This is a genomic window from Stenotrophomonas sp. P5_A8 (assembly GCF_056400545.1).
On sequence record NZ_JBFULB010000433.1, the window covers coordinates 1 to 2,696 of the forward strand.

Here is a 2,696-nt window from a genome sequence, read left to right on the forward strand (position 1 = left end):
CGACCGCGCGCGCCAGCACCCAGCCCGCCGCGAAGCCGGCGGCGAACCCGGGCAACTGGGCCACGCCGACGCGCGGCGACGATTGGGGCGCGGCCAACCATCCGCAGGATCGCGATCTCGACGGCCGCGCCGTCGCCGATACCGGCAGCCACGGCGACAGCCTGTTCAAGGCCGACGGCAGCGTGCGCGTGCCTGGCCAGGACGGCAAGSGCACCACCGAGCGCGGCGCACCGGGCGGTGACAAGGACGGCTGGACCAAGGAGCGCATCGCCCAGTCCGGCACCTGGCTCAAGCGCCCGCCGTACGACTACACCCCGACGTCGTTCGACAAGTACTGGGCGCCCAACGAATCGCTGCTGGCCGAATGGGTTCGCAAGGGCATCAAGGCCGTGGAGATTCCGATCCCGGGCACCAGCTCGTCGATCTCCTGCGTCGTCTCGATCCTGCAGTTCGGCGGCGGCTGCGGCCTGAGCGATCCGAACATGCAGGACCAGCCGGCGATCGCGCGTCCGCCGCCGGACATCCCGTTCAAGAAAGAGCTGCAGGAAGACAACGGCAGCCGCTGAGGCCCCGCCGCATCGGCGGGGGTAGCGCCACGCCATGCGTGGCTGCCCTCCGGTCAGGCGTTCCGACCCCCGGGTAGAGCCACGCCATGCGTGGCTGCCCTCCGGTCAGGCGTTCCGACCCCGGGTAGAGCCACGCCATGCGTGGCTGCTCTCCGGTCAGGCGTTCCGACCCCCGGGTAGAGCCACGCCATGCGTGCCTGCTCTACCGGTCCAGCGTTTATGGCACCTGCCAGCCACGCATGGCGTGGCTCTACCGGTCCGGCGTCATGGCACCTGCGAGCCGCGCATGGCGTGGCGCCGTCTATCGCGCGGGACGTTATGGCTCCTGTTCCGCGTCCGCATCCACACTTACGTCGGCATCCTGCAACGCCACGAACGCCCAGAACGGCACGTTGGTTTCGCCCCAACTGCGGCTGGCCTCGTCGAGCACGTCCAGCAGGGTGTCGAAGTCGGCACCGGCCTGCGCACGCAGCGCGTCGGCGTCGTTGAAGAACAGGGCATAGCCGTTGGCGGGCAGCCAGGCCAGGTCGCGCAGGTTGTCGCTCAGTGCATCCCAGTTGCCGCCGAAGCCGGTGGGGAAGTCCAGTCGCCCGGCCAGCCGCGTCAACAGCATCCGCTTGTCCTGGCAGCCGTCCAGGTCGATCTGCACCACGCGCAGGCCGGCATCGCGCATCGCGGCCGACAACGGGCCCACATCGCCATTGCCGATCGCATACACGCCGGCATTGTTGATGTCGTGCAGGCCCAACTCGAATCCATCATGGTTCATTGCCAGCTCCCGGCCGGTGGAACATCGAAACTGCGAAAGGTCTCGTAGTGGTCGTCGCTGTAGAACCAGCCGGTCGGCGGATTGCCGCCGGTGACGATGCGACGCGCACCGCGGTTGCCGGCACCGGGGGTGTCGACGGTGTACTCGTGGTAATAGCCGCGCGGCCGCTCTGGCAGGCGCTGTTCGCGGTTGCCGAACACGCTGCCGTCCTGCCGATGCGGGAACGGTCCGCCCTGCTGGATCAGTGCGATGGTGCGGCGTGCCTCGGGCGGGAGGAACGGCGGCAACGGATCGTGCTTCACCCCCTGCGTCCCGGTAGCGAGTGGTGCGTTCGGTGCCGCCGGCTGGGTCAGCGATGGAGCGAACTGTGGCGCCGGGGGACGCTGCGCGAATTTGATCGTGGCCAGGCCGCCGATCAGCAGCGCGATGGCGACCAGCAACAGCAAGGGCTTGCGCATGGGCAGGGTGGGGCAGGGAAGGTGGCCACTACTGTACCGTCAACCGTGCGCCGGGCGATGAGGCGCAGCCGAACAACGACCCATCCACGCCACGCTGCCGTCACCGTTGCGTAACATGGTGTGCAGAGGTTGCATGCGCGAGCCCAGATTTCCTTTACATGGGCCTTGGTAAGCTTGCCGTCCATCCCCATCATCGTCAGCGCAACGCCCGGTCTTTGCCGGGTGAGTGAGCTACCAGGAGATCCACATGGCCTATACCCTCCCCAAGCTGTCCTACGCCTACGACGCACTCGAGCCGCATATCGACGCGGCCACGATGGAAATCCATCACACCAAGCATCACCAGACCTATATCAACAACGTCAACGCGGCACTGGAAGGCACCGAATACGCCGACCTGCCGATCGAAGAACTGGTCAAGAAGACCAAGTCGCTGCCGGAAAACCTGCAGGGCCCGGTGCGCAACAACGGTGGCGGCCACGCCAACCACAGCCTGTTCTGGACCGTGATGTCGCCCAACGGCGGCGGCGCACCGGTCGGCGAAGTGGGCAAGGCCATCGAGTCGCAGCTGGGTGGCTTCGAGAAGTTCAAGGAAGCCTTCACCAAGGCCGCACTGACCCGCTTCGGCAGCGGCTGGGCTTGGCTGAGCGTCACCCCGGACAAGAAGGTGGTGGTGGAAAGCAGCGCCAACCAGGACAGCCCGCTGATGGACGGCAACACGCCGATCCTGGCGCTGGACGTGTGGGAGCACGCCTACTACCTGAAGTACCAGAACCGTCGCCCGGAATACATCGGCGCGTTCTTCAACGTGGTCGACTGGAACGAAGTCGAACGTCGTTACCAGGCCGCGATCGCCTGAGCGATCCAGCACGGTAGATGACAAAACGGCCAGGCAGCGATGCC

3 protein-coding genes and 1 pseudogene are annotated in these 2,696 nt (G+C 66.9%); 2 read left to right on the top strand and 2 right to left on the bottom strand.

All coding sequences use genetic code 11. The features are described 5' to 3' along the window. Nucleotides 1–566, top strand: a pseudogene (locus tag AC1DQP_RS19190) (hypothetical protein); the annotation flags it as partial. Between the two features lie 316 nt (nucleotides 567–882). Here AC1DQP_RS19190 and AC1DQP_RS19195 read toward each other — a convergent pair. Continuing rightward, a complete protein-coding gene (locus AC1DQP_RS19195) occupies nucleotides 883–1,335 on the bottom strand; it encodes a barstar family protein (protein WP_256775579.1) in 453 nt (150 codons plus the stop codon). Further along, nucleotides 1,332–1,793: a guanyl-specific ribonuclease gene (locus tag AC1DQP_RS19200; RefSeq protein WP_256775578.1), complete on the bottom strand. Its 462-nt coding sequence runs from the start codon at nucleotides 1,791–1,793 to the stop codon at nucleotides 1,332–1,334. The genes AC1DQP_RS19195 and AC1DQP_RS19200 overlap by 4 nt, the downstream gene beginning before the upstream one ends. Before the next feature lie 247 nt (nucleotides 1,794–2,040). On the opposite strand from AC1DQP_RS19200, the gene AC1DQP_RS19205 reads away from it, so the two are divergent. Next, nucleotides 2,041–2,652, top strand: coding sequence for a superoxide dismutase (locus tag AC1DQP_RS19205; RefSeq protein WP_256775577.1), 612 nt, complete (start codon nucleotides 2,041–2,043; stop codon nucleotides 2,650–2,652). Nucleotides 2,653–2,696: the final 44 nt, after the last annotated feature.